Origin of the sequence: Streptomyces sp. NPDC058086 (assembly GCF_042885015.1) — a bacterium.
Classification (GTDB): Bacteria; Actinomycetota; Actinomycetes; order Streptomycetales; family Streptomycetaceae; genus Streptomyces.
On record NZ_JBHVST010000038.1, the window covers coordinates 1 to 21,066 of the forward strand.

Here is a 21,066-nt window from a genome sequence, read left to right on the forward strand (position 1 = left end):
TGTTTTTTTTCACAGCGACGGCGGGGGGGGCCCCCGTTCTTTCCGCGCGCCCCCCCGACGTCGTATCGCAGCTGTCGGAGCCGACTAGCTCGTCGCGTCGTCGCGGCGGACCGAGAGCAGGTCCTCGAGCTGTTCCTCGCGGGCCTGGGCGGCGACGAAGAGGAGCTCGTCGCCCGCCTCCAGGGAGTCCTCCTGGGAGGGCGTGAGGACGCGGGTGCCGCGGATGATCGTGACCAAGGAGGTGTCCTCGGGCCACTCCACATCGCCGACCTGCGTGCCGGCCAGGGCCGACTCCGGCGGGAGGGTCAGCTCGACCAGGTTCGCGTCGCCGTGGCTGAAGCGCAGCAGCCGGACCAGGTCGCCGACGCTCACCGCCTCCTCGACCAGGGCCGACATCAGACGCGGGGTGGAGACCGCCACGTCCACGCCCCAGGCCTCGTTGAACAGCCACTCGTTCTTGGGGTTGTTCACACGGGCGACGACGCGCGGGACGCCGTACTCGGTCTTCGCGAGCAGCGAGACGACCAGGTTGACCTTGTCGTCACCGGTGGCCGCGATGACCACGTTGCAGCGCTGCAGCGCCGCCTCGTCCAGCGAGGTGATCTCGCAGGCGTCGGCGAGCAGCCACTCCGCCTGCGGGACGCGCTCGACCGAGATGGCGGTCGGCGCCTTGTCGATCAGCAGAATCTCGTGCCCGTTCTCCAGGAGCTCGCCCGCGATGGAGCGACCGACGGCACCGGCACCGGCAATGGCGACCCTCATCAGTGACCGCTCTCCTCTTCGGGGCCCTCGGCGAACGACGCCTCGACCTTCTCGACGTCGTCCGTGCGCATCATCACGTGCACGAGGTCGCCCTCCTGCAGCACCGTCTGCGAGGTGGGCAGGATCGCCTCGCCAAGCCGCGTGAGGAAGGCCACACGCACCCCGGTCTCGTCCTGGAGGCGGCTGATCTTGTGGCCGACCCAGGCGGCGGAGGCGTGCACCTCGGCGAGCTGCACCCCGCCGGTGGGGTCGCGCCACAGCGGCTCGGCACCCGAGGGAAGCAGCCGCCGCAGCATCTGGTCGGCCGTCCAGCGGACGGTGGCGACGGTCGGGATGCCCAGGCGCTGGTAGACCTCGGCGCGGCGCGGGTCGTAGATGCGCGCCGCGACGTTCTCGATGCCGAACATCTCGCGCGCCACCCGGGCAGCGATGATGTTCGAGTTGTCACCGCTGGAGACGGCGGCGAAGGCGCCGGCCTCCTCGATACCCGCCTCGCGCAGGGTGTCCTGGTCGAAGCCGACTCCGGTGACACGACGGCCGCCGAAGCCGGAGCCCAGTCGTCGGAAGGCGGTGGGGTCCTGATCGATCACAGCGACCGTGTGCCCCTGTTGCTCCAGGGTCTGGGCCAGAGCGGAACCCACTCTTCCGCAGCCCATGATGACGATGTGCACGACCGTCCTTCCGAATGTAAATGGTTACGGCTCAGGCTAAACAGGGTCTCAGACCGCCGCCCAAGCTACACACGCGCGGTCGATCAGGGGCACCCCTGTGCACGTTCGCCTGTGCGTTCCCGGCGATCAGCGGCGATTGAAGCTGCGCACGCTGAGAAGAGTCAGGATTCCGAGGCCGACGAGTCCTGCGGTGGCGCCGATGAGCTCAGCGGTCGCGTGCATGGAACCTCCATAGTGGGATAAACAGGGGCTTTGTCATATAGACATGCGGAAGTGCGCGGCCGCGGAATCCGCAACGGGGCCCCTCCCCGTTTTCACTCGGAGAGCAGATGTCGAGCGGCGGGTGGGCGACCCCCCGTTCGAACGCTTACGATCCTCTGCGTGTCCAAACTGACCGACGTGCCCAAACGGATCCTGATCGGGCGCGCACTGCGCAGTGACCGGCTCGGGGAAACCCTCCTGCCGAAGCGCATCGCACTCCCCGTCTTCGCATCCGACCCGCTCTCCTCCGTGGCCTACGCACCCGGGGAAGTGCTTCTGGTCCTTTCCATCGCGGGCGTGTCGGCCTACCACTTCAGCCCCTGGATCGCGCTCGCGGTCGTCGTGCTGATGTTCACGGTGGTCGCTTCCTACCGGCAGAACGTGCACGCCTACCCCAGTGGTGGCGGCGACTACGAGGTGGCCAACACCAACCTCGGCCCCAGGGCCGGCCTCACCGTCGCCAGCGCGCTGCTCGTCGACTACGTCCTCACCGTCGCCGTGTCGATCTCGTCCGGGATCGAGAACCTCGGCTCCGCCGTCCCCTTCGTCGTCGAGCACAAGGTGCTGTGCGCCGTCGTCGTCATCGTGCTGCTCACGCTGATGAACCTGCGCGGAGTGAAGGAGTCCGGAAAGCTCTTCGCGATTCCGACGTACGTCTTCGTCGCGGGCGTCTTCATCATGATCGCGTGGGGCGCCTTCCGTGGGCTCGTCCTGAACGACACCATGCGCGCGCCGACCGCCGACTACCACATCAAGGCCGAGCACCAGGGGCTCGCGGGCTTCGCGCTCGTCTTCCTGCTGCTGCGCGCCTTCTCCTCCGGCTGCGCGGCGCTCACCGGCGTCGAGGCCATCTCCAACGGCGTCCCCGCCTTCCGCAAGCCCAAGTCGAAGAACGCCGCGACCACTCTCGCGGCGATGGGCCTGCTGGCCGTCACCATGTTCTGCGGCATCATCGCCCTGGCCATGTCGACCAAGGTCCGGATGGCCGAGAACCCGGCCACCGACCTGATCCACAACGGCATCCCGATCGGCTCCGGCTACGTCCAGAACCCGGTGATCTCGCAGGTCGCCGAGGCGGTCTTCGGCAAGGGCAGCTTCCTGTTCATCGTGCTCGCCGCCGCCACCGCGCTGGTCCTGTTCCTCGCTGCCAACACCGCGTACAACGGCTTCCCGCTGCTCGGCTCGATCCTCGCCCAGGACCGCTATCTGCCGCGCCAGCTGCACACCCGCGGCGACCGCCTCGCCTTCTCGAACGGCATCGTCCTGCTCGCGGGCGCGGCCACGCTCCTGGTCGTCATCTACGGCGCCGACTCGACCCGGCTGATCCAGCTCTACATCGTCGGCGTCTTCGTCTCCTTCACGCTCAGCCAGACCGGCATGGTCCGGCACTGGAACCGCCACCTGCGCACCGAGAAGGACCCGGCCAAGCGCAGCCACATGATCCGCTCCCGCGCGATCAACGCCTTCGGCGCCTTCTTCACCGGCCTGGTGCTGGTCGTCGTCCTCGTCACCAAATTCACGCACGGCGCCTGGGTCGCCCTGCTCGGCATGGTGATCTTCTACGCGACGATGAGCGCGATCCGTAAGCACTACGACCGCGTCGCCGAGGAGATCGCCGCCCCCGAGGGGCCCTCCGACGACAGCGTCCGCCCCTCCCGGGTCCACTCGGTAGTCCTGATCTCCAAGATCCACCGCCCGACCCTGCGTGCCCTCGCCTACGCCAAGCTGATGCGCTCCGACACCCTCGAGGCGCTCAGCGTCAACGTCGACCCGGCCGAAACCAAGGCACTACGCGAGGAGTGGGAGCGGCGCGGCATCGACGTACCGCTGAAGGTCCTCGACTCGCCGTACCGCGAGATCACCCGGCCCGTCATCGAGTACGTGAAGGGCCTGCGCCGGGAGTCCCCGCGCGACGCGGTCTCGGTCATCATCCCCGAGTACGTGGTCGGCCACTGGTACGAGCATCTGCTGCACAACCAGAGCGCGCTGCGGCTCAAGGGCCGGCTGCTGTTCACGCCCGGTGTGATGGTCACCTCCGTGCCCTACCAGCTGGAGTCCTCGGAGGTCGCGAGGAACCGGGCCCGCAAGCGGCAGGAGTGGAACGCGCCGGGTGCGGTGCGCCGGGGTCCGGCGGAGGAACGCCCGAAGGAGTCCTCGAACACCAAGAGCTGACGGCCCTGCGACCGCAGGGGCCGACGGCTTTGTGGTGAGCGGCCGGGCAACGTCCACGTAGACTGGTGGGCTGTTGTCCGGCCGTTCGCGGTTCCGCGACCCCTTCCTCATCCCCTTTCGCATCTGGAGTCACCCCGCCATGCAGGCAGAACCGAAGAAATCGCTGGTGGGGGAGGAGTACGAGGTCGAGATCGGCCCCGTGGCCCATGGCGGGCACTGCATCGCCCGTTCGGCCGAGGGCCAGGTCCTCTTCGTCCGGCACACCCTGCCCGGCGAGCGCGTCGTCGCGCGCGTCACGGAGGGCGAGGAGGGCGCGCGCTTCCTGCGCGCGGACGCGGTGACGATTCTCTCGGCGTCCAAGGACCGCGTCGAAGCACCCTGCCCCTACGCCGGCCCCGGCCGCTGCGGCGGCTGCGACTGGCAGCACGCCAAGCCGGGCGCACAGCGCCGCCTCAAGGGCGAGGTCATCGCCGAGCAGCTGCAGCGGCTCGCGGGCCTCACGCCCGAGGAGGCGGGCTGGGACGGCACGGTGATGCCCGCCGAGGGCGACAAGCTGCCCGCCGGCGAGGTCCCGGCCTGGCGCACGCGCGTGCAGTACGCCGTGGACGCGGACGGCAACGCCGGACTGCGCCGCCACCGCTCGCACGAGGTCGAGCCGATCGAGCACTGCATGATCGCGGCGCCGGGCGTGAGCGAACTCGGTATCGAGGAGCGCGACTGGTCCGGCATGGCCTCGGTCGACGCGATCGCCGCGACCGGCTCCCAGGACCGCATGGTCATCCTGGAGCCCCGCCCCGGTGCCCGCCTGCCCCTCGTGGAGCTCGACAAGCCCGTCTCCGTGATGCGCGTCGAGGAGCACGACGGCGGCATCCACCGCGTCCACGGCCGCGCGTTCGTGCGCGAGCGGGCCGACGGCCGTACGTACCGCGTCGGCAGCGGGGGCTTCTGGCAGGTCCACCCGATGGCGGCCGACACCCTGGTCAAGGCCGTCATGCAGGGCCTGATGCCGCGCAAGGGCGAGATGGCGCTCGACCTGTACTGCGGCGTCGGCCTCTTCGCGGGCGCCCTCGCGGACCGCCTCGGCGACAAGGGCGCGGTCCTCGGCATCGAGTCCGGCAAGCGCGCGGTCGAGGACGCCCGGCACAACCTCACCGCCTTCGAGCGGGTCCGCATCGAACAGGGCAAGGTCGAGTCGGTCCTCCCGCGCACCGGCATCACCGAGGTCGACCTGATCGTCCTCGACCCGCCCCGCGTCGGCGCCGGCAAGAAGACGGTTGAGCAACTCTCCTCCCTGGGCGCCCGCCGCATCGCGTACGTCGCCTGCGACCCGGCGGCGCTCGCCCGCGACCTCGGGTACTTCCGCGACGGCGGGTACAAGGTACGGACGCTGCGGGCGTTCGATCTCTTCCCGATGACGCATCACGTGGAGTGCGTCGCCATTCTTGAGCCGGTCCGACAGGCCGTCTGACCTGCGGCTTCTCGGGAATGGGCATAGGTTCGACCTGCTTCCGGTGACACCCCGTGGTTCCGGCACGGAAAAGCGATACGGAACCAAAATTCGCGGAGTGTCGACACGCGGACTTTCCGACGGCGGTGTGCCGCGACCGCATTGTTGGTTAGGGTGCCAAGTGGACGACGGGGGGCTCGTCGGTGGGGAGTTGGCACCAGGAGAAGCCGAAGACCACGTCGACCAGCTGACGATCCCGGCCATGCCGGCGGGCGGCGGCGGGCAGTTCTCGGGGGCGCGGTATCGCGGTAGCGGCGGGTGACATGGCGTCGGCCTCGACGGGAGGGGGAAGGTGCATCGCATCTGCCGGAGGGTCCGCGACGGTGTGCGGGCTTCCGCTGGGGTTGTGGCGGCAGCCGGCGACCAGAGCCCGAGACGCGATGCGCGCAGCCCGGGCGGTGGTGGCCGCGACCATGCCGTTTCCGACCTGCCCGCGGGCGCCGAGGTACTGACGGGACACATGGGCCGTGGCGTGCCCGGACTTACGGTCACCGGAGTCGTCCGGAACCAACGCCCCGCCGTAGTGTGGCGCGGTCGCCGACTCGGGCATCAGCAAAGCACCGCAGGCCGACCGGACGCGGTGGACGTGTGACCGGCCGGTCGGCGCCCGCGGTGCTGCCCTCATCGCTGCGCGTGTGGCTCGGGCCGATTGCGGCCCTAGCGGCGCTGGTGGTCGTCGTGCTCGGAGTCCTGTACGCCGGCCACAGCGAGCCCGGCATGGTGGACGCGCGGATTTGGGCGCCGACGGCGGACAGTGTGCGGCCGCCGTGGCGGTACGTCGCTCTGGCCATGGACTTCTTGGGGGAGCCCGCAGGATCGGTGATGCTGGTCGTGGCCGCCGTGACGGGCTGCCTGCTGCTTCGGCGTCCTCGCGCGGCGGTGCTCGTCGTTGCCGGCGTCGGCATGACCGTGGCGACGACGACGCTGCTCAAGTCCTTGGTGGGGCGCACCATCCACGGCGACAACCTGTCCTATCCGAGCGGGCACACCGCCTTCGCCACCGCGCTCGCCCTCATGGTGGCGCTGCTCGCGACCGGCCGGCTCGGCCTCGGCAGGACGGCCGGCACACTACTCGTGCTCGCCGCGGCGCTGGTTGCCGGCGCCGTCATGGGCTGGGCGGAGGTCGTCCTGGGCGCGCACTACCCGACCGACGCCCTCGGCGGCTGGTGCACCGCGCTGGCGGTGATACCGGCGACCGCGTGGCTGGTCGACCGGATGGCTGACCGGCTGGTCGATCGGATGGCCGACGCCGGTCGGCAGGAGCGTCGCTGACGTCACGTCACGCCAAGCGGCGGAATACGGGCTTCACCGGTCGTCCGGCCAGCCAGGGGGTGGGGTCAGCGGCGTCCAGTGCCTTCCGGTACACCGCACATGCCTGGGCCACCACGTCGACGGTGTGATCGATGTCGGCGTCGCTGAGCGCGCTGCTCACCACGAACGACGGGGCCAGCACCCCGCCCGCGAGGAGTCGGCGCAGGAACAGGGTGCGGTATTGCTGCGACGGCTGCCGGTTCTCGTCGAGGGTGGCGAAGACCAGGTTGCTGGCCCGGCCCCGGACGACGATGTGGTCGCCGACGCCCATGCCGGCCGCGGCGTCGCGGAGACCGGCGGCCAGCCGCTCACCGAGGGCGTGCAGCCGCGCGGTGACGCCCTCTTCGGTGTAGATGGTCTGCACGGCCATCGCGGCTGCCAGGGAGTGCGTTTCCGCACCGTGCGTGGTGGACAGCAGGAACACCCGTTCGCCGGAGTGACGCAGCCCGCCCCGCTCCATCAGATCGCGGCGCCCGGCCAGCGCGGAGACGGCGAATCCGTTGCCCAGCGCCTTGCCGAACGTGGAGAGGTCGGGGACGACGCCGTACAGGCCCTGGGCGCCCGCCTCGGACCAGCGGAAGCCGGTGATCATCTCATCGAAGATCAGTACGCAGCCGTGCCGGTCGGCCAGCTCGCGCAGGCCGGCGAGGTACCCGGGCGGCGGCTCGGTGTGGGTGGCGGGTTCGAGGATCAGGCAGGCGACCTCGTCCTGGTACCGGGTGAGCAGCTCCTCGGTGGCGGCCAGGTCCCCGTAAGGGAATGCCACGGTGAGCTCGTTGGTCGCCGCCGGAACACCGGCGGACATCGGCGTGGTGCCGATGAACCAGTCGTCGACGGAGAAGAACGGATGGTCGGCACAGAGGGCCACCCGCGGGCGCCCGGTGGCGGCGCGGGCGAGGCGCACCGCGGCGGTGGTGGCGTCGGAGCCGTTCTTCGCGAACTTCACCATCTCGGCGGTCGGCACCGTGGCCAGGAAGCGTTCCGCGGCTTCGACCTCCACGATGGACGGCCGGACGAAGTTGCTGCCGCGGTCGAGTTCCCGCCGTACCGCCTCGGTCACGCGTGGGTGGGCGTGGCCGAGGCTGACCGACCGCAGGCCGGAGCCGTACTCGACGTAGCGGTTGCCGTCGATGTCCCACACGTGGGCACCGCGGCCGTGGCTGATGACCGGGGCCAGGTTCTCGGGGTACTGGTCGTCGCCCTTGGCGTAGGTGTGCGCGCCTCCGGGGATCATGGCGTGCAGCCGCTCGTTCGCCATCCGCGAGCGGGGCAGGAGGAGTTCTTGGGTGTCTTCGGTGGGCACGCCGACCTCAACTTTCTTTGTGCTGCAGGACCTTGGCGAGGCTCGGCGCCTCCCGGTCCCGCCTGGACATCGATGCGACCGGCAGCGGCCAGGGGATGGCGAGCTCCGGGTCGTCGAAGGCGATCGTCACGTCCTCGGCCGGATCGTGCGGGCGGTCTATCCGGTACGAGGTGTCGGCGGTCTCGGTCAGCGCCTGGAAGCCGTGCGCGCACCCCGCCGGGATGTACAAGGTCACCTGCGTCTCGCCGGACAGCTCGAAGAAGGCCCGGTTCCGGTACGTCGGCGAGTCCGGCCGCAGGTCCACGACGACGTCGAAGATCCTCCCGTACGAGCACCGCACCAGCTTGGCCTCGCCGGCGCCGGAGCGCAGGTGCAGGCCGCGCAGCACGCCCCGGACCGAGCGGGACAGGCTGTCCTGGACGAAGGCGTCCGGGTCGAGGCCCACCGAGCGGACCACGTCGGCGTCGAAGGTGCGGCAGAAGAAGCCGCGTTCGTCGGCGTACGGCGTCGGCTCGAAGAGGTACGCGCCGGTGATCTCCGGGACTTCGGTCGCCTTCATGGAGCCTTCCGCAAGGTGTGGGCGTGGTCGGTCGTCGGGAACAGGGCCGCGGTCAAGGAGTTGAACTGGTGCTCGAGTTGCCGGGCGGCGGCCAGGTTCCGCTCGGTGAGGGTCTGCCGCAGCTCGGCCGAACGCTTCTCCAGCGCACGGAACTGCTCGAGCAGCCGGTCGGCGTCGACCTCGCGCGCCGGGTGGCAGTACGCGCCGAGGCCCATCTCCGCCATGAGCGCGTCGCTCTTCGCCGCGTAGCACAGAGCGAGCACCGGCGTACCGGTCTTCAGCGCGCAGATCAGGTTGTGGTAGCGGATCGCCACCACGGTGTCGGCAGCCGCCATCTCCTTCATCAGGTCGTCCAGTGAGGACGGCTCGGCAGCGGTGACCAGCGGTGAATCCACCGCGTCGAGGATCGAGGCGACCACCGAGGCATCGCACGCGTCGCCGGTGAGCAGCCGGACCGGCCTGCCCTCCTCGACCAGCGTGCGGACGAACCGGGTCGTCCCGTCGAGGTAGCGCCGGTATATCTCCTCGGCCCGGGCGCGGTCGTCGTTGCCGCCGTGGAAGTCCATGACACCGACGCAGACCGGGCCGGGCGAGCCGGACGGGGCGCTCGCCCGCGGCGTCGGCAGCGCGAACGCGAGGTCCGGGTAGACCTCGTCGCGAGCGGTGTCCACGCCCATCGCCCGCATCGCGTCACGGGACTGGGCGTCCCGGTACGACCGGTATGCGGCCAGCCGCGCCGACCAGCGCACCAGGGCCCGGGTCGGCCGGTTGCCGATCGTCGCGGCGCCGACGCTGACCAGCGCCACCCGGGTGCGCAGCAGCCGGCCGCTCGCGCAGAGCAGGAACAGCGAGTAGGGGAAGCCCCACGGCCGCAGCGGCAGTGTCGCCTCCAGGACGCCCATGCCCGGCACGATCACCACGTCGTGCCGGCGCACCCAGCCGGCGGTGCGGAAGACGTCGACGAGTTTGCCCAGACCCTTCGCCGTGATCGCGCCCGCACGCGACGCGGTCCGGTACTCCCCGCGGTACCAGTGCAGCCGCGTCGCGGGGATCCCGAACCGGGTCGTCACGGCCTCGGGTCCGCCGCACAGCGCGTCCACGACCGCCTCCGGGTGTTCGGCGCGGAGGTACCCGAGCACGGCTTCGAGCGAACCGTCGTTGCCGAGGTTGCCGGAGCCGAGCAGGCCGAACACCCCGACCCGCACCGGCGTTCCGTCGGCGGACGTCATCCCTGCCTCCCCTCTCGGCCGGCGACGAGGGCGTCGACGGAGACCGTGAGCAGGGCCGGGTCGACCGGGGCGCGGTCCTCGACCCGCTCGCCTGCGCCCGGCCGGACCCGGCTGGTCATCCAGGCGGCCAGGTGGCGGTAGCACGCGCGCCGGTCGGCCGGGGACAGCGGCGCCCGTCGGATCGCCGAGGCGAAGCCCCAGACGTACTCGGCGAGCAGCCGGGGCGTCGGGTGCAGCGGGCCTGCCCGGCGCGGGTCCAGGTTGACGCACCGGGAGCGCTTGGACGGGTTCGCCCGCTCGGCGCGGGTGGGGTGGTCGCGGCGGAAGTACAGCAGCTCCGGGACCTGGTGGAAGGGCCCGTGCAGGGTGATCTCGGCGACGAACGTGCGGTCCGCGTGGTGGTAGCTGTCCATCGGTTTCACCCGGCGCAGCACGTCGGCCCGCATCACCCCGTAGAAGTCGTCGCCACCCGGCTCGAACAGCAGACTGCGGAAGCGCTCCGGCGCGTGCGGCGAGTCGGTGGCGAGCGTGTACTCGTAGGGGACCTTCACCTGACCGTCGCCGTCGATGACGGCCTGGCCGGTGTGCGCGAGGATGATGTCCGGGCGCTCGTCCAGCGCCTGAACGCAGCGCCGCAGCAGGTCGCGGCCGTAGAGGTCGTCGTGCGAGGCCCACTTGAACAGCTCGCCGCGGGACTCGGCGAACACATGGTTGTGGTTCGGCGTGGCGCCGATGTTCCGGGGCAGTCGGAGATACCGGATGCGGGAGTCCTGCGCGGCGTACTTGCGGCAGATCTCCTGGGTCCCGTCGGTCGAGGCGTTGTCGGAGACGACCAGCTCGAAGTCCTCGTAGGTCTGGCCGAGCAGGGCGTCGAGCGACTCGGCCAGGTACTCCTCGCCGTTGTACACGGGCAGGCCGATGCTCAGCCTGGGTCGGTCGGTCATGCGGTCCTCACTTCGGAAATGGGATTGCGGTGGCGCTCGTGCAGGGCGGACCGCAGTTGCAGCCACCACACGGCCGAGCCGCTGACGGTCGCGGCGGCGACGCCCCAGGCCGAGCCGGCCGTGCCGGCGGCGGCCGCCCCGCCGAGCCCGCCGCCGACATAGCAGGCGGAGGCGAACAGCTGGCAGCGCAGGCTGCGCCGGGCCGCGCCGAGCGCGCGCAGCCCGGCCGCCGCGCCGGTGCCGAGGCCCGCTCCCGCGACGCTGAGGGTGATCTGCACGATGAGCTGCGAGGAGGAGTGCCAGACGTCGCCGAGCACCAGCTCGCCGAGCCGGTCCGGCATCAGCAGCAGCGCCGAGCCCCAGAGCAGCGCTCCGGCGGCCTGCCCCCCGCCCAGGAGGAGGCAGAACCTGCTCAATTGATGCGGGGCCTGCCTCAGCACCCGGGCCGCCTCCGGGACGGTGACCAGCGAAAGACCCATCAGCACGGCGAGGAACGGGCCCATCAGGAGCTCGGCACCCCGCACCGCACCCACCGCGCTCACCCCGACGATCGCGCCGAGCCCGTATGCCCGCAGCTGGCTCGCGCCACTGAGACTGACGTTCTCGACCAGGTACCGGTAGCCGAGATCGCGCTGCTCGCGAAGCCACCCGCGCGCCTCGGTCAGCCGGGGCCGGATGCCGGACTGGAAGTAGCCGTACGCGCCCGCCACCGTCGCGGACCCGCCCCAGGCGAGCACGAAAGCGGCCACGCTGCCCACTTGGGCCGCCACCACCATGGCCGGGACGAGCGCGACACCCCACACGACGTCGTTGACGAACGCCTTCCGCCCCGCGCCGGCGGCGAAGAACGAGAACCGCCAGGCGTCCTGGAGCAGCAGTCCCGGGAACATGACACCGAGGGCGGCGAACGCGGGCCCCACCCGGCCGCCGAGGCCGAGCCCGGACACCAGACACACCACGCCGAGGGCCGCCCCGACACCGAGTGCGGTACCCGTCGAGCGGGCCACCGCCCCGCGCCAGGACGCGTCCGGCACGCCGCTGAAGCGCACCACGAGCGGGTCGGTGGCCAGGCCGCGGGAGACGTTGAGCACCACGCCGTAGGTCACCCAGGCCAGGCTGAACACGCCGAACGCGGTCACCCCCAGCGAGCGGGCCACGTAGATGCCCACCGCGAAGTTGCTGATGCTGGAGGCCGCCTGGTCGGCCAGTCCCCAGGACAGCCGGCCGACGAGGGCCCGCCTGGCGGATCCGGCCGGTGGCGCCGTTCTCTGCGGATTCTCCCCCTGGGCGGTCATCGGCGTCATTCCTTGATCAGTCCGGCGCCGCGCAGGGCGCCGGCCGCGGCGGCGACGGTGTCGAACGGCAGCCCGGACCGCTCGGCGACGTCCAGCAGACTGTGCTCGCCGTCGGAGAGGTTGAGCACCCAGAGCATGGCCATCTGGGCCTGCTTGGTGTCGCTGCGGCCGCCGAGCGCGTCGTACAACCCGCGTCGGCCCAGCTGTGGTTCGCCGTAGGGGCTGAGGTTGAGGTACCGCCGGTTGCGGTCGAGGACGGCGAACGCCTCGCGGCAGACCGCGAGGGTGTCCGCCATCGCCTCCGGGGAGACGAAGTCCGGGTTGTCCGCCGAGGTGTGGTACTCGGGGTAGCCGGCGTACGGGGTCCGGCTGAGCGATCCCACACCCAGATTGAACCCGGGCGAGCAGTACTGCCGCTCGTCGTAGCCGTACGGAGTGAACTCGTTGACGTGGTGCGGGCGTTCGGAGGCGGCCAGCACATGCCGCAGCACCCGGTCGATCTCCGCGTCGCCGCGTCTGCTCTGCTTGTACGTCAGTTGGCCCGAGTCGCCGGCGCAGGCCAGTACGAGGCCGTGTTTGACCCGGTCCACCCGCTCCGCGTTGCGGGCCAGCCACGTGATCGCCCCGATGGTGCCGGGCGCGTAGATGAACCGGTAGGTGTAGTACGGCGTCTCCTGCGCCAGCGCGCGGGCCAGGAACGTCGCCACCGCGATGCCCGCCAGGTTGTCGTTGGCCAGCGACGGGTGGCAGACGTGGCAGGAGATGATGACCTCGTCGGGGACCTGACCGGGAATCACGTGCTCGGCGTAGGTGAGGTGGCCGTCTTCGAGTGTGGAGTCGATGCGCACCTCGTACTCGCCGTCCGGCAGCGCGTCCAGGGTCTCCTGGGCCAGGCAGAACCCCCATTCCGGCTTGTAGTAGCTGGTGCGGTACGGCACCCAGGACGGGTGGTCCGGCAGGGTGTGCAGATGTCCGCGCAGCTCGGCCAGCGGCATGGTCGCCGACACCGGCACGCTGTAGCCGAGCACGTGCAGGCTGGACGCGGCGAAGTCGACGACCCGGTTGCCGGCGGTGTCGGCGACGTACGCGTCCCGGATGTTCCACTCCTGCGGCACCGTCCAGTCGAGCACCTGAGTCCCGGTCGGCACCTCGTGCACCTGCAACGGGACGTACTCGCCGACGATCTCCAGGGTGGCGCGCACACCGTCGCCGGTGATGCTCCGGCACAGCGGGTACAACCGCTCCACCAGCGCATGCATCTCCTCGCCGACTGCGGTCATCGGCGCCACCGCAGGGTGTCGTCGACGGAGCCGGCGTCGGTCGCCGCGCGCAGCACGGCGAGGCGGGTGAAGCGTCGCTCGAAGTCCTCCCGGGTCAGGTCGAACTTCCGGTAGGCGTCGGCGAGTTCGAGCGCGCCCTGCTTCACCGTCCACTCGCAGTCGAAGCCGGGGATCGCGGCGCGGAACCGGGAGAAGTCCACCCGGTACGACCGCGGATCGGCACCGTTCTCCCCGGTGATCACCACCTTCGCGCCGGACACCGCCTCGGCGACCTGCTCGGCGATCTCGGCGACCGTGACGTTGTTGATCTCGCTGCCGATGTTGAACGCCCGGTCGTGCACCGCCTCCCGCGGCGCGACCAGCGCGGCCGCGAAGGCCCGTGCGATGTCGGCGGCGTGCACCAGGGGGCGCCAAGGGGTGCCGTCGGAGAGGACCAGCACCTCGCCGGACAGGAGCGCGTGGCCCACCAGGTTGTTCAGCACGATGTCGGCGCGCAGCCGGGGTGAGTAGCCGAAGGCGGTGGCGTTGCGCATGTACACCGGGCTGAAGTCGCCGTCGGAGAGCGCGTGCAGGTCGTCCTCCACCCGCACCTTGGACTCCGCGTAGGGCGTCACCGGCCGCAGCGGGGCGTCCTCGGTCACCAAGTTCGACAGGTCGGGGTCGCCTGCGGCTCCGTAGACCGAGCAGGTCGACGCGTACAGGAAGCGCCGCACCCCGGCCTCGCGGGCCAGCCGGGCCAGCCGCACGGACGCGTGGTGGTTGATGTCGTAGGTGAGCTCCGGCGCCAGCGATCCCAGCGGGTCGTTGGACAGCGCGGCCAGGTGGATCACGGCGTCCACCCCGGCCACGTGTTCGGCCGTGACGTCGCGCAGGTCGACCCGGTGCCCGGGCGGGTCCGCGGGTGTCGGGCCGAGGACGCAGTCGGTGAACAGGCCGGCGTCAAGACCGACGACCTCGTGTCCGGCGGCCGTGAGGACCGGGGCCATGACGGTGCCCAGGTAGCCCTGGTGCCCGGTCAGCAGTACGCGCAAGGTTCATTCCCCCAGGTCGAGAGTGAGTTTGGTGACGGCGAACGCCTCGGCGTAGCGCGCGTTGCTTTCGATACCGCGGATCCGGGCCAGCCCGAGGAAGGCTTCCCGGTCGTACCAGGGCCGGTGCTGCTGCGAGGGGTAGTGCTCCTGCAGCAGCCGCACCTTTTGTTCGGCGATCTCCGGCGACAGCGGCTGGTACGCCGACGGACGGCCGAGGTCACCGTCCCACTTGACGATCTCGTAGCGGAGCACGAGGTGGTCGCGGAACGCGGTGGAGACCAGCTTCGCCAGGCCGCGGTGATCCTGGTGCGCGTCATCGGTGCGCGGGGCCAGTACGAGATCGGGCTCGGTCTGCGCGCGCAGCTCCTCGACCGCGGCCTTGGCCTCCTCCCAGTGCGCGGGCAGCCGGCCGTCCGGCAGCTTGAGCACGGTCAGCCGCAGGTCGGCGCCCGGGCAGAAGGCGGCGAGCGCGGCCCGCTCCTCCTGCTCCCGCTCGCTGCCACCGCCGGAGAGCACCAGCGCGTCGACGCGGACACCCGGCCGCGCGAGGCACAGCGTCAGCAGCGTGCCGCCGGCGCCGATGGCGATGTCGTCGCAGTGCGCGCCCATCGCGACGATCCGGTCCAGGGGGCCCGTCCCGAGCCGGATCACGCGGTTCCCGCCCCGGCGCCGGCCCGGCTTCCGGGCACGCGTGCCGCCGCGCCGCCCCGCTCCCACACGGCCCACGGGCGGTCGCCCCGGGCGTAGGCGTCGTCGAGCGCGGCCCGCTCCTTCACGGTGTCGGTCGGCTTCCAGAAGCCACGGTGCTGGTGCGCCACCAGCCGTCCCTGCTTGGCCAGTTGGGCGCAGCCGTCGGCGACCAGGTCGCCGTTCTCCGGGATGTGGTCGAAGACCTCCTGGCGGAGCACGAAATAGCCGCCGTTCTCCCACAGCGGCATGTCACTCACCGCGGTGATGCCCCCCACCAGGCCGTCCTCGCCCAGTTCCACGCAGTGGAACGACGACTGCGGCGGCACCACCATCATCGACGCACCGGCGTCGCGCCGGGAGAACCGGTCGATCATCTCCGGCAGCGGGGCATCGGTGAGGACGTCGGCGTAGTTGGCGAGGAACATCTCGTCGCCGTCCAGATGGTGCCGCACCCGGCGCAGCCGCTCCCCGATCGGTGACTCGATGCCGGTCTGCGCGAACGTGATCGTCCAGTCGGCGATGTCGGTGGACAGCAGCTCGGTCCGCCCGCCCCGCAGCACGAAGTCGTTGGACGTCGTCTCCTCGTAGTTGAGGAAGAAGTTCTTGATGTGGTGAGCCCCGTACCCGAGACACAGGATGAACTCCGTGTGCCCGAAGTACGCGTAGTAGCGCATGACGTGCCAGATCAGCGGCCGCGGGCCGACCATCGCCATCGGCTTGGGCACGTCGTCGGAGGCTCCGTTGCGCATACGCAGGCCGTATCCGCCGCAGAACAGAACGACCTTCATGACTTGACCTCGACAATGCTCAGTTCCGGGATGGGAAAGACCAGCCGGCCGCCCCAGGCGTGCACGAAGGACAGTTGCTCGACCAGCTCGTCCCGCAGGTTCCACGGGAGGACGAGGACGTAGTCCGGTCTGTCGGCGGATATCTGCTCGGGCGGCAGGATCGGAATGCGGGTGCCCGGGGTGAACCTGCCGTGCTTGTAGGGGTTGCGGTCGACCGTGTACGGGAGCAGGTCGGGCCGGATGCCGCAGTGGTTGAGCAGGGTGTTGCCCTTGCCCGGGGCGCCGTAGCCGACGACCGTCTCGCCGCGTTCGGCCGCTTCGATGAGGAACCGCAGCAGGTCCCGGCGCACCTTGGCCACCCGGGCGGAGAACTCGGTGTACCCGGACAGCTCCTGCAGCCCGGCGGCCTTCTCCCGGTCCAGCACCTCGCCCACCCGGGCGGTCGGCTCTCCGGCCACCTCGGCCGGCCGGGCCCACAGCCGGATGGAGCCACCGTGCGTGGGCAGCAACTCGACGTCCACGAGCGTGAGTCCGCCGCTCGCCAGCGCCCGGGTCGCGGACGCGACCGTGTAGTACTGGAAGTGCTCGTGGTAGATCGTGTCGTACTGGTTCTCCTCGATCAGGGTCAGCAGGTGCTGCACCTCGATGGAGACCCAGCCGTCGTCGGCGACCAGGGCGCGCAGCCCCTGGGTGAACCCGACCACGTCGGGGATGTGCGCGTACACGTTGTTGGCCACGACCAGGTCCGCCGGGCCGTGCTCGGCGCGGACGGCCGAGCCGGTGTCCGGGGACAGGAACTCCGTGAGCGTGGGCACACCCGCGTCCCGTGCCGCGGCGCCGACGTTCACCGAGGGCTCGATGCCGAGGCAGCGGATCCCCCGGTCCACCACGTGCTTCAGCAAGTACCCGTCATTGCTGGCGACTTCGACCACGAAGGCCTCGGATCCGTCGGTGCCGAGACCCACCCGCTGTACGGCGTCGGCGACGAACGTGCGGGCGTGCTCCACCCAGGAGGTCGAGTACGAGGAGAAGTACGCGTACTCCTTGAACGTCTCCTCCGGTGTGATCAGCGGCGGGATCTGCGCGAGCCAGCAGTCGGTGCAGACCCGCAGGTGCAGCGGGTACGCCGGTTCCGGCAGGTCCAGTTGGTCCGCGGCGAGAAAGCTCTCACACGGCGGGGTCGCCCCCAGATCGACGACGCTCGCCAGCGTCGCCGAGCCGCACAGTCGGCAACGTGTCATTTACTGCCCCCCATTGATTCCGTCCCTATCGGCGGCGCGCTGTCCCCGCCGCCGGACCGACCCGCGATCGCGGTGCGGTACCCCTCCACCAGGCGCTCCAGGCCGACGGCCGGGCTGAACCCCTGCTCGTAACGGCGCCGGGCCGCCTGGCCCATCTCCCGGTTGCGGTCCTGTTCGGACGCGATCCGGCGTATGCAGGACGCGAGCGACGCGGACTCGCCCGGCCGGTGCAGCAGCCCGGTCACCCCGTCCTCGACGAGTTCGACGAAGGCGCCGTGACCGGCGGCGACGACCGGGACCCCGGCCGCCATCGCCTCCACGACCACCAGGCCGAACGCCTCCAGCCACGTCGAGGGAGCCACCACGGCGACCGACCGCGCGATGGCCTCCTGGCACTGGGCCGTGTCATAAAGACCGACGTACCGGACGTCGTCCCGGCCCGCCGCCCAGGCGGTCACCTCCGGCTCCAGCGGCCCCGTACCGGCGATCACGAGCGGCACGCCCACCCCGCCGTCGGCGGCGAGTTCGTCCCACGCGGCCATGAGCAGCCGCACGCCCTTGGCCTCCGCGAGCCGGCCGAGATAGAGCACATGCTCACCGGCGCCCGTCCGGCGCGTGCCCGGGTCGGGCACGAAGTTGTGCTTCACCGCCAGCCGCTCGGGCGGCATCCCCGACCGCACCAGCACGTCGCGTTGCGCCTCGGAGATGCAGAAGAACCGCTCCACACCGGACCACCACCGCCGCCGGTTGACCGACAGGCTGACCGCGAGCGGCACCGTCGCCAGCCGGGAGTTCCGGTAGCAGCCGTGCCGGACGGCGGGCAGCGGCGCGGACCCGACGCACTCGGTGCACGGCCGGCCGCCCCGCTGCAGCGTGCCGGGCGGGCAGACCTGGGTGTAGTTGTGCAGCGTGGCGACGGCGGGCACGCCGGCGTCGGCGCAGGCCGCCAGCACCGCCGGCGACAGGAGCGGGAAGACGTTGTGGACATGCACCACGTCCGGCCGCTCGGTGCGCAGCCGGGCGGCGAGCTCCGTGCGGACCGCCGGGTTCCACGGCACCCGCAGTGGCACCGCGACCTTGGCGAGGAGGGACATGGCGCCGATGTCGTCGCTGCGCCGCTCGAACACCTCGACCCGGTGGCCGGCCGCGCGCAGCAGCTCCACCTCCTGGTCGACGACCTTGTTCTCCCCACTCGGCTGCGCCGAGCCGTAGCGGTTGTGCACCACGAGGATGTGCATGCTCACCTCACCTCTGCTCTCTGGGCCCAGCGCGGGACGTGTCGTCGGGGGACGTCGGGCAGCGCGAGGGGGGTGGCCTTGGCAGGTGTCGCCAACAGCGAAGCGGCCAGGGCGAGATGCAGCAGATACGGCGAGGCGTCGCCGAGGCCGGCCTCGGTGTACGACGCGATCGCGCAGTAGCTGATCAGGAAGATCGCGCAGGCCCTCTGCAGCGACGGAGGCCGCAGCAACGCGACGCCGCCCAGCACGATGATGATCGCCGCGACGAGGGTGACGCCGATCAGCCCCTGCTCGTTGTAGACGGCCAGCCAGCTGTTGTCGATCGGCAGCCCGCCGAACGACTTGTCACCCAGGCCCACGCCGAACAACTTCTCCCCGGTCGTCCGGGGCGCGGACAGCAGGGCGTCCCAGACCTTGGCCCGACCGGTGAGGCTGGAGAAGTTCTCCTTGCTCTGTCCGCGCAGGAACCACGCCTGGAGCATAGAGGCGAACCCCACCGCGGCCACCGTGGCGCACACCACCGTCCAGGTGAAGAAGCGACGGGCCGCGGAGCTGGTGAGCAGGAGCGAGCCGATCGCCAACACCAGCCCGAGCAGCAGGCCGAGCGTGGCCGTCCGGGTATGGGTGAGCGCGAGCAGGGCGAGCGACGGCACGATGACCACCGCCGCGCTCGTCTTGTCGGTCCGGCGGCCCAGAAGCAGCAGCACGGTGAGCCCGATGATCACGGCGGCGTACTGGCCGATCTGCGGCGGGGTGAGCGGCCACAACGCGCCGACCAGGCGTCCGCCGTAGAGGTCGGGCAGGGCCGCGCCCGGTGAGACGACCAGGCCGGCGGCCACCGACCCGAGCACCGCGAAGTACATCCGGATGTGGTGCCGTACGAACGTCAGGCCGCCGTCCCACCAGCGGCTGAGCAGCCACAGCGTGCAGACGAAGAGAGTCAGCCGGAAGCAGCGGAACAGCGCACCGAACCCGGACTCCAGTTGCACGCTGGAGATCAAGCTCGTCACCAGCAGCAGGGTGAGCAGGAGCACGTACGCACTGGCTCGGATGCGCAGCCGGAGATTGACCGCGAGCGCCAGCGTGAACGCGGTGACCAGAGCACCCATGGTGACCAGCTGGATGAGGGAACGGGGCAGCGGGACGATGGTCTTCGCCCCGGCGGAGCCGAGCGTGTTGAGGATCAGCAGCCCCCAGACCACCCCGACGATCTTCGGCGTGCGCTCCGCCTCCATCTCAACCACCGGCCCGTGGGTCGAGGGTGCTGCCCGCGTCCTGCTGGTACGGCATGCCCTGCCAGCCCTCGAAGTCGAGCACCCGGCTCGGGTCGTGGGCGACGAACTTCCACGGTCCGACGTAGACGTTGTCGTGCCAGCGGTTGTGCTGCTTCTGCGTGATCGCGTCGGCCACCTTCTCGCCCTTGTACGGCGACCAGTCCGGATAGGTGCCGTAGTTGGACAGCACCGCCATGCGGTCGCACTTCGCCGTGCAATTGACGACGGACTTGTCCAGCACGAAGCGGTTGTCGTGGATGTCCACCCGCTGGGTCTTCCACCGGCAGTCGGCATAGAGCGGTGCCTTCGCGATCGCCGACTTCGCGCAGCCGGCGGTCTTCTTCACCAGCAACGTGCAGTCACCGGACGAGGTGTTGGCCGGGCTGTTGCAGAACCGGTCGGCGTTCTCCCACAGGGTGATCCCGGACCAGTTGTTCTCCAGCACGTTCCGGTAGATCTCGATCTTGTCGGTACGGGCCTTGATCCGTGGTTCGCCGCCCGACTCGGACAGGTAGACGGTCGCGAACGGGAAGCTGTCGCCGCTGTCGGCCGCCTTGCGGCCCTCGACCCAGTTGTTCCGCCGGATCGTGTTGTTCCGGATGATCGCGTTGTAGCTGATCTCGTAGATCAGCGCGGCACCGTCGTTGGCCTCGATCACGTTGTTCTCGATGAGGAAGTCGTTGTTGTTGGTGTCCGCCCACAACCCGGTTCCGCGGTTGTCGTGCACCCAATTCCCGCGTACATCGGCGCCATTGACGGCCCAGAACTTGATGCCTCCGGTGCAGCCGCAGCCCGGTTTGCGCCGCTCCCAGTCGCCGGTGTTGTTGCCCACGATCTCGTTGCCCTCGACCACCAGACCGCTGACACTGCCGTTGCCCTTGTACGCGTTCATGCCGTACTGGCCGTTGTTCCGCAGGCAGTTGGCGCGGACCTGCTGGCGGGCACCGGCCATCAGCCCGGCACCGTCGTTGTCCTGGATCGTCGAGTCCTCGATCACCCACCCGTCGGCCGAGTCATGGTTGACCACGCCCTCGTCCGACGGCGCCACGAAACGCTGCACGGTCAGGTAGCGGATGGTGACGTCGCGGGCGTTGCCGCTGAACGCGTACTGGTTCTTCTTCCCGCCGTCGAGCACCGCGCCCGGCGCACCGAGGTAGCGGTCTCCCTTCTTGGGGACGACCTGGGCGTAGCGGTCCGGGTCGAGCCTGTGCTTGCCCGGCCGGAGCCAGAACGTGGTGTTCGGGGGGCTGTTCTTGGTCTTCGCCGCCAGGTCACCGACCTTCGCGGGGTCGACCGTCACCGCCCCCGTCGGCGCCTTGGTCGGCCCGGCCACGGGGTTGGCGCACACCCGGGCCAGGGACGTGGACCGCGCCCCGGACGTGGTGGGCACGGCGGTCGGGTTCGCACTGGCTTCCGGCGTGCTGCTGTCACAGCCGGTCGCCGTCAGCAGGGCCAGCGCCAGCGGTGCCACCGCCAACGCCCAGGGCCGCCTCTTGATCCCCACGTGCCC

At 70.7% G+C, this 21,066-nt stretch carries 19 protein-coding genes; 3 read left to right on the forward strand and 16 right to left on the reverse strand.

Annotated features, from left to right (window positions below; translation table 11 throughout):
- Positions 1–84: 84 nt before the first annotated feature.
- Together ACFVWD_RS27350 and ACFVWD_RS27355 are read right to left on the reverse strand one after the other, a co-directional pair.
- Complete coding sequence (locus ACFVWD_RS27350; RefSeq protein WP_054237132.1) at positions 85–762, reverse strand: TrkA family potassium uptake protein; 678 nt, start codon at positions 760–762, stop codon at positions 85–87.
- Entirely contained in the window at positions 762–1,433 is a 672-nt protein-coding gene (locus ACFVWD_RS27355) for a TrkA family potassium uptake protein (RefSeq protein WP_054237133.1), read from the reverse strand. Before ACFVWD_RS27355 ends, ACFVWD_RS27350 begins: the two co-directional genes overlap by 1 nt.
- Before the next feature lie 381 nt (positions 1,434–1,814).
- On the opposite strand from ACFVWD_RS27355, the gene ACFVWD_RS27360 reads away from it, so the two are divergent.
- Positions 1,815–3,866, forward strand: a complete 2,052-nt coding sequence (locus ACFVWD_RS27360) for an APC family permease (RefSeq protein WP_389599798.1) — start codon at positions 1,815–1,817, stop codon at positions 3,864–3,866.
- 139 nt (positions 3,867–4,005) lie between these two features.
- Positions 4,006–5,334: a class I SAM-dependent RNA methyltransferase gene (locus tag ACFVWD_RS27365; protein ID WP_389599799.1), complete on the forward strand. Its 1,329-nt coding sequence runs from the start codon at positions 4,006–4,008 to the stop codon at positions 5,332–5,334.
- A 148-nt stretch (positions 5,335–5,482) separates the two neighbouring features.
- Here the strand turns inward: ACFVWD_RS27365 and ACFVWD_RS27370 are convergent, their stop codons facing one another.
- Positions 5,483–5,923 carry a hypothetical protein gene (locus ACFVWD_RS27370; RefSeq protein WP_389599801.1) on the reverse strand — a complete coding sequence of 147 codons (441 nt, stop codon included), beginning with the start codon at positions 5,921–5,923 and terminating at the stop codon, positions 5,483–5,485.
- A gap of 38 nt (positions 5,924–5,961) precedes the next feature.
- Here ACFVWD_RS27370 and ACFVWD_RS27375 point away from each other — a divergent pair, with 38 nt between their 5' ends.
- Complete coding sequence (locus tag ACFVWD_RS27375; RefSeq protein ID WP_389599803.1) at positions 5,962–6,645, forward strand: phosphatase PAP2 family protein; 684 nt, start codon at positions 5,962–5,964, stop codon at positions 6,643–6,645.
- A 7-nt stretch (positions 6,646–6,652) separates the two neighbouring features.
- Here ACFVWD_RS27375 and ACFVWD_RS27380 read toward each other — a convergent pair whose 3' ends face one another.
- The 13 genes from ACFVWD_RS27380 to ACFVWD_RS27440 are packed head-to-tail and all read right to left on the reverse strand — an operon-like array spanning position 6,653 to position 21,060.
- On the reverse strand, positions 6,653–7,987 hold the full coding sequence (locus ACFVWD_RS27380; RefSeq protein ID WP_389599805.1) for a glutamate-1-semialdehyde 2,1-aminomutase: 1,335 nt from the start codon (positions 7,985–7,987) through the stop codon (positions 6,653–6,655).
- A gap of 7 nt (positions 7,988–7,994) precedes the next feature.
- Positions 7,995–8,546 (reverse strand): dTDP-4-dehydrorhamnose 3,5-epimerase family protein, encoded by a 552-nt coding sequence (locus ACFVWD_RS27385; protein ID WP_389599807.1) that lies wholly within the window; start codon positions 8,544–8,546, stop codon positions 7,995–7,997.
- Complete coding sequence (locus ACFVWD_RS27390) at positions 8,543–9,775, reverse strand: polysaccharide pyruvyl transferase family protein (RefSeq protein ID WP_389599809.1); 1,233 nt, start codon at positions 9,773–9,775, stop codon at positions 8,543–8,545. The genes ACFVWD_RS27385 and ACFVWD_RS27390 overlap by 4 nt, the downstream gene beginning before the upstream one ends.
- Positions 9,772–10,719 (reverse strand): glycosyltransferase family 2 protein, encoded by a 948-nt coding sequence (locus ACFVWD_RS27395; RefSeq protein ID WP_389599811.1) that lies wholly within the window; start codon positions 10,717–10,719, stop codon positions 9,772–9,774. Before ACFVWD_RS27395 ends, ACFVWD_RS27390 begins: the two co-directional genes overlap by 4 nt.
- Positions 10,716–12,023: a hypothetical protein gene (locus ACFVWD_RS27400; protein WP_389599812.1), complete on the reverse strand. Its 1,308-nt coding sequence runs from the start codon at positions 12,021–12,023 to the stop codon at positions 10,716–10,718. The genes ACFVWD_RS27395 and ACFVWD_RS27400 overlap by 4 nt, the downstream gene beginning before the upstream one ends.
- Complete coding sequence (locus ACFVWD_RS27405; RefSeq protein WP_389599814.1) at positions 12,020–13,303, reverse strand: DUF4910 domain-containing protein; 1,284 nt, start codon at positions 13,301–13,303, stop codon at positions 12,020–12,022. The genes ACFVWD_RS27400 and ACFVWD_RS27405 overlap by 4 nt, the downstream gene beginning before the upstream one ends.
- Positions 13,291–14,325 carry an NAD-dependent epimerase/dehydratase family protein gene (locus ACFVWD_RS27410; RefSeq protein WP_389599816.1) on the reverse strand — a complete coding sequence of 345 codons (1,035 nt, stop codon included), beginning with the start codon at positions 14,323–14,325 and terminating at the stop codon, positions 13,291–13,293. Before ACFVWD_RS27410 ends, ACFVWD_RS27405 begins: the two co-directional genes overlap by 13 nt.
- 3 nt (positions 14,326–14,328) lie before the next feature.
- Complete coding sequence (locus tag ACFVWD_RS27415) at positions 14,329–14,976, reverse strand: PIG-L deacetylase family protein (protein ID WP_389599818.1); 648 nt, start codon at positions 14,974–14,976, stop codon at positions 14,329–14,331.
- Positions 14,973–15,803, reverse strand: coding sequence for a glucose-1-phosphate cytidylyltransferase (locus ACFVWD_RS27420; protein WP_389599819.1), 831 nt, complete (start codon positions 15,801–15,803; stop codon positions 14,973–14,975). Before ACFVWD_RS27420 ends, ACFVWD_RS27415 begins: the two co-directional genes overlap by 4 nt.
- Positions 15,800–17,044, reverse strand: coding sequence for a class I SAM-dependent methyltransferase (locus tag ACFVWD_RS27425; RefSeq protein ID WP_389599821.1), 1,245 nt, complete (start codon positions 17,042–17,044; stop codon positions 15,800–15,802). The genes ACFVWD_RS27420 and ACFVWD_RS27425 overlap by 4 nt, the downstream gene beginning before the upstream one ends.
- Positions 17,041–18,282: a glycosyltransferase gene (locus ACFVWD_RS27430; protein ID WP_389599823.1), complete on the reverse strand. Its 1,242-nt coding sequence runs from the start codon at positions 18,280–18,282 to the stop codon at positions 17,041–17,043. Before ACFVWD_RS27430 ends, ACFVWD_RS27425 begins: the two co-directional genes overlap by 4 nt.
- A gap of 2 nt (positions 18,283–18,284) precedes the next feature.
- Positions 18,285–19,517, reverse strand: coding sequence for an O-antigen ligase domain-containing protein (locus ACFVWD_RS27435; protein ID WP_389599895.1), 1,233 nt, complete (start codon positions 19,515–19,517; stop codon positions 18,285–18,287).
- Position 19,518: 1 nt separating this feature from the next.
- A complete protein-coding gene (locus tag ACFVWD_RS27440; RefSeq protein ID WP_389599824.1) occupies positions 19,519–21,060 on the reverse strand; it encodes a right-handed parallel beta-helix repeat-containing protein in 1,542 nt (513 codons plus the stop codon).
- Positions 21,061–21,066: the final 6 nt, after the last annotated feature.